2 protein-coding genes and 1 pseudogene are annotated in these 5,047 nt (G+C 64.2%); 1 reads left to right on the top strand and 2 read right to left on the bottom strand.

From position 1 onward, the window contains the following. Positions 1-96: 96 nt before the first annotated feature. Positions 97-1,551: a DUF3375 domain-containing protein gene (locus GPT33_RS16920; RefSeq protein WP_296811295.1), complete on the bottom strand. Its 1,455-nt coding sequence runs from the start codon at positions 1,549-1,551 to the stop codon at positions 97-99. A 368-nt stretch (positions 1,552-1,919) separates the two neighbouring features. Between GPT33_RS16920 and GPT33_RS16925 the strand changes: the two genes are divergently transcribed. Beyond that, a complete protein-coding gene (locus tag GPT33_RS16925; RefSeq protein ID WP_296811298.1) occupies positions 1,920-3,179 on the top strand; it encodes a sodium:proton antiporter in 1,260 nt (419 codons plus the stop codon). A 671-nt stretch (positions 3,180-3,850) separates the two neighbouring features. On the opposite strand, the pseudogene GPT33_RS16930 reads toward GPT33_RS16925, so the two are convergent. Then, a pseudogene (locus GPT33_RS16930) lies at positions 3,851-5,047 on the bottom strand (type I restriction endonuclease subunit R); the annotation flags it as partial.

The following is a 5,047-nucleotide window of genomic DNA, read 5'->3' on the forward strand; positions in this document are numbered from 1 at the left end:
TGACTCCTTTGAGCAGGCCGATCACCAGCGCGGACAGCTCCGCCCCGGCCGCGAGCGCCGGGGCGTCCCGGGCCTGTCCTTGGTCGTCGTCCATCCTCACCTCTCTCTGACAAAGATGACGCGGGGCAGTCGGGCGGCCTTTCGAACCGCCATGCCGTCGCTGGCGCGCGTCTCCCAGACAATCACCTCCGGGGCATTCTCGTCCAGGGTCGTCCTGAAGGCGTCGCTGCCCAACTGAAGATAGGCCACCAGCTCCGCGAGGCCCTGCGTCAAGGGCTGCAGCTCGGTCAGCTCGCGCAGCGTGACCTGGGAGCGATCCTGCAAGGCGTGGCGGATGTGGCGGGCAAGCTGCGCGCGGTCGACCACGACCTGCGCATAGAGCGCATCGGCGTCCAGATCGGCGTCGCCCGCCTGCAGCTCCAGATCCGCGATCACCGGCTTCAGGGGCGGGGTGTAGAGCGGGCGCTCCATCGGCAGCTCGACCGCGGCGGCGGACTCGGCAATGCGCATCACCTCGCCGGTCGGCTGATGCTCGCGCAGGGCCAGCGCCTTGGCCTCGATCCCGTGCAGGATGTCCATGATGCGCCGGTTCTCCAGCCATGCCTGATCGTCCAGAAAGCGCCGCAGCTGCTGCGAGAGCTGCGCGACCGTGCGTTGGGTGTGCTCGCCGGCCTCGAGCCAGTCGTAATGCACCCGGCGGGTGCGCGCATCCGGCTTCAGCTCCGCGACCGGGGGCAGGGCGAGCACCCGGTCCAACAGATCGGTCAGCTCCTCCTGCCGACGGCTGGACATGAGGAAATCCCAAAAGGCCCGGAAGCTGCGCCCCTGGTCGGAGTCGGCGATGGCGTCGCGCTCGCCCATGATCTCCTCCAAGAGCGCGCCCTTCGCACCCTCCCAGAGCGCGATCCGCTCGCGCACCCGCCGATCGAGCAGACGGAAGTTGTGCTCCACCTCGCGAAAATCGGTCAACAGCTCGCGCGCCAACTGCATGAACTGCTGGAAGCGATCCTTCAGCGCCGTGTCGTCCAGCAGCGGCACGTCGCCGCCCAGCACCCGCGCGATCTCGGCATCGATCTCGTCGCGCCGCTTCGTGAGCTCCGCGATGCGCTTCTCGGGATCGGCCTCGCTGCCCTCGCTCATCTGCTTGAGCAGCTCGAACAGGGTCAAGAGCCGCGACTCCGTCCCCACGAAGCTGCGCTCCGAGAGGGTGCCGAGCCAGGCGATCGCCTTCTCGGTCGCCGGGGTCAGGTCGAATTGCGGCTCGTCCGAATCACGGGCGTAGAACTTGCGCAGCCAGCCCTTCTCCGGGCCGGCCCAGTCGTTGAGATAATCCAACGCCGATTTGGGGAAGCTGCCCTCGCCGAGACGCTCGCGCAGTGCATACAACTCGTCTTCCAGCGCCTCGGCCAGATCCGCCGCCGCCATGACCCGGACATTGGGCTGCACGAAGACGCGGTTCAGGAAGCTCGCCACCAGCGGCGCATGATCCGAGCGCAGCAGTCGCCACGCGGGGTGGTGGGTGCGCAGGGTGTCGAGGGTCGTGAAGTCCATAATCCGAGGATGATGCCTCAGGACCGGATCGTCTGCGACCTTTGATGGACCGAAGGCATGGATCTCGGATCAGCCGGCGACGGTCGCATTTCGAGGTGGCGAACTCGGGTAGCCCGGGATCACGATGCGCGACATCGAGCTTCATTGGCGGCTGTTGTTTCCAAGAGTATCTCCTCACGAATCGCCAAGAGTCGCCCCCGGACCCCTGACCTTCTTTCGGCGTAACGTCACCGGACGAGGGGTGGCAAGGTCCGGTCACGACCCCTATGTGAAGCTTCAAATAGCGACCCGAAGTCGACACGGCAAAGCATTGGCGAAAAGGCACACCCCTGGCCGATCGCTCCCCCAGCACAGCAGGCTCGGCTCCCATGCAGGAAGAGTCCTTTTTCAGCTTCGAGACCTATCACGTCGCGATGGTCGCGCTCGGGGCCGGCATCATCGCCGCCTTTTGGCTCCCACGCTTTCTCTCCGGCCGGGAGCCGGCCGCCTCGGGGCTGCTCATCATCGCGGGCATGCTCTCCGTCTCCTTCATCCCGGGAATGCCGCAGGCGCTCGATCCGCGCGAGGCGTCGCGCTTCTGGGAGCTGACGAGCGAGCTTGCCGTCATCGTCGCGCTGTTCGGGGCGGGCATTCGCATCGACAATCTGTCGAGCTATACGCGCTGGCGGCCGACCGTACGGCTGCTGCTGTTTGCGATGCCGATTACCATTGCGGCGGTGGCTTTCCTGGGCGTCATCTTCGCCGGCATGACGCTCGCCGGCGCGATCCTGCTCGGCGCGGTTCTCGCGCCGACCGATCCGGTGCTGGCCGGCGACATCCAGGTCGGGCCGCCGACGGAGGGCGGCGAGCACCCCGTCCGCTTCACGCTCACCACCGAGGCCGGCCTGAATGACGGGCTGGCTTTTCCCTTCGTTTATCTCGGCCTGCTCGTCGGGGCCGGGGATCTGTCGGCCGACGCTCTTGCCGGCTGGGTGGTGCAGGACCTGCTTTATCGGATCGCGCTCGGGGCCGCATCGGGTGTCGCGCTCGGTTGGTTGCTCGGGCGCATCCTCTTCGTCATACCGAGCGGGAACGTGCTCGCCAATACGGGCTCGGGCGTGGTGGCGATTGCCGGCGTCCTGCTCACCTATGGCGCGACCGAGCTGATCGAAGGCTATGGCTTCATCGCCGCCTTCGTCGCCGGGCTGACGCTGCGGCGCGTAGAGGCAAATCACGCCTTCCACGCCAAGCTCCACCATTTCAACGAGACGATCGAGCTTGCGGTCACCTCGCTGCTCCTCGTCCTCATCGGCGGCATCTTTCCGCTGATATGGGCGGAGCTCGACTGGACGTATGTCGCCATCGCCGTGGCGCTGATCTTCGTCATCCGCCCGGTCGGCGCCTGGGTCTCGCTCGTCGGCACCGAGCTGCGCGCGAAGGAGCGGCTCGTGGTCGCCTTCTACGGCGTGCGGGGGATCGGGTCGATCTACTATCTCGGCTATGCCGCCAGCCACATGGAATTCGTGAACGAGGGTCAGTTGTGGGCGACGATCGCGCTCACCATCCTCCTGTCCACGCTCGTCCACGGCTTAACTGCCGGCGCCGTCGTCGATCATATCGCGAAAGGGCCGCCCGGAGAGGTGCGCTGAGACGCAAGGCCTGAGCGATTTGCGCGAGCTGCCGAGGTCCTGACGGTCGAGTTTACGGTGTGCGGCGTGCCTGCCTTGGGATCAACGGCGGAGACGCGTTCCAGCGCAGCGAGGCGTTCTCCTTCCAGATCGCCACTGACGACCAGGCGGGAACGCGATCGTTGGCAGCGGCGGCACCGAGAGCGCGTGTGGCTGGTGCAAAGACAAGTGAGGTCTGTCGTGGCAAATCACCCCACGCGTCCTGACCGATGCGATGGCCAAGGGCGGCGACGTGGCAATAGGTGCTCGGATCCTCCTCGGAGCGACCAGACGTCTGCATGACGCCATCCAGCGAGACTTGGACTTGGGTGATGACGATTTGAGCGAGAGTTATGGCCAAATCTGGTGTATGACCATGGGGTCAGAGTTTTTTCAGGCGGCCTCCCGTTGCTCCTCTTGGGTATCTTGAGATCGCGCAGCACGTCGAGCCAGGATTCGGTGCCGGTGCGCGGGCTTTCCCAGCGGATCGGGTAGACATCCGTCCGCCCGCGAAACAGGCAACGAAAAAGGGTGATCTTGTCGGCAGAGCCGACGGCGAAGTCTCGGCAGGTCGGCGCCAATCGATGCCGTGTTGCTCGAGCAGCGCGATCAGTCGGGCGTTTTCGGCGCGCAGCGCCGTCAGCGGGTCTTGTTCATCCTGCCTGTTCATGTTCGTTCACAATTGGCTTTCCCGGAGCCAGGCGCTCGTACACTTGGCTGCCGAGCCATTTGGAAATCAGCTCCTGCAGATCCGGCTTGCCCATGTAGTCTGTAAACAGCTCTTCGTTCAGCTCCATCCGCTCGATGAAGAGCGATTCCAGCACCTGCCGGAACACCAGCTGGAATTTATCGAGCGAGTTGACTTCGGCGGCTTTCTGCAGCGACTCGTTTTGGCTCGCCGCCTCGGCGATCTGATCGAAGAACAACTGATCTGCATCGTTGAGCTCGCCGCCGAAACGTTCGTTGATGATGTCGATCAGCCGTGACAGCGAAACATGTTCCTCCCGCACGATTCCGGACCCGACCTCACGCGGCCCGTCCAGCGGTTTGGCATAGCCTTCGTTCAGGCTGATCGAGCCTTCGCTGATCTTCTGTAACCGGTAGTAGTCGAGCTCGACGTCTTCATCGAACTGATAGCCGGGTCCGTTCTTGCGCTTGGGTAGCTTGAGCGCGAGATGGCGCAGATAGGTGAAGAGCTTTTCGAGATCGCTGTCCTGGTAGGGAATCACCTGGCTCAGAAAGCCGTAGAGGTTGCGGAAGGCCTGCAGTTTGCCGCGCCAAAGCTCGGCTTCATCCTCTTGCGTGTTCTGCATCCGCGCAAAGCGTGCGACCGCCTGGTCCAGAACGGCATTCATCGCCTTGTGATCGCCGGGGCTTTGCCTCCGCTTCGGGGCGAAGAACACGCGAGCAAACTCGGTCACTTCGGTCTGCAGATAGATGCCCGAGGCGTCGAGCTCCGCCTTGACCTCGTAGAGCTTGTCCGGATCGACCTGCTCGCCCATGACCGAGCCTTCGTAATACTGGCGGAAGGCGTCCTGGATTTCGGCGGGGTCATTCACGAAATCCAACACGAAGGTGTCATCCTTCAAGGGGTGGGTGCGGTTGAGTCTGGAGAGCGTCTGGACCGCTTGAATCCCCGCCAGGCGCTTGTCGACATACATCGTGTGCAGCACCGGCTGGTCAAAGCCCGTCTGGTACTTCTCCGCCACCAGCAGCACGCGGTAATCAGGCTTTGAGAAGGTGTCGGGCAGCTCCTTCTCCTTCACCCCGCCGTTCATTTCCACTTCCGTGTAGGTCTTCTCCGGCGTCTTGTCGTCTTCCACCGTGCCCGAGAAGGCCACCAGGGTCTT

Source organism: Thiocapsa sp. (genome assembly GCF_011390875.1).
Classification (GTDB): domain Bacteria; phylum Pseudomonadota; class Gammaproteobacteria; order Chromatiales; family Chromatiaceae; genus Thiocapsa.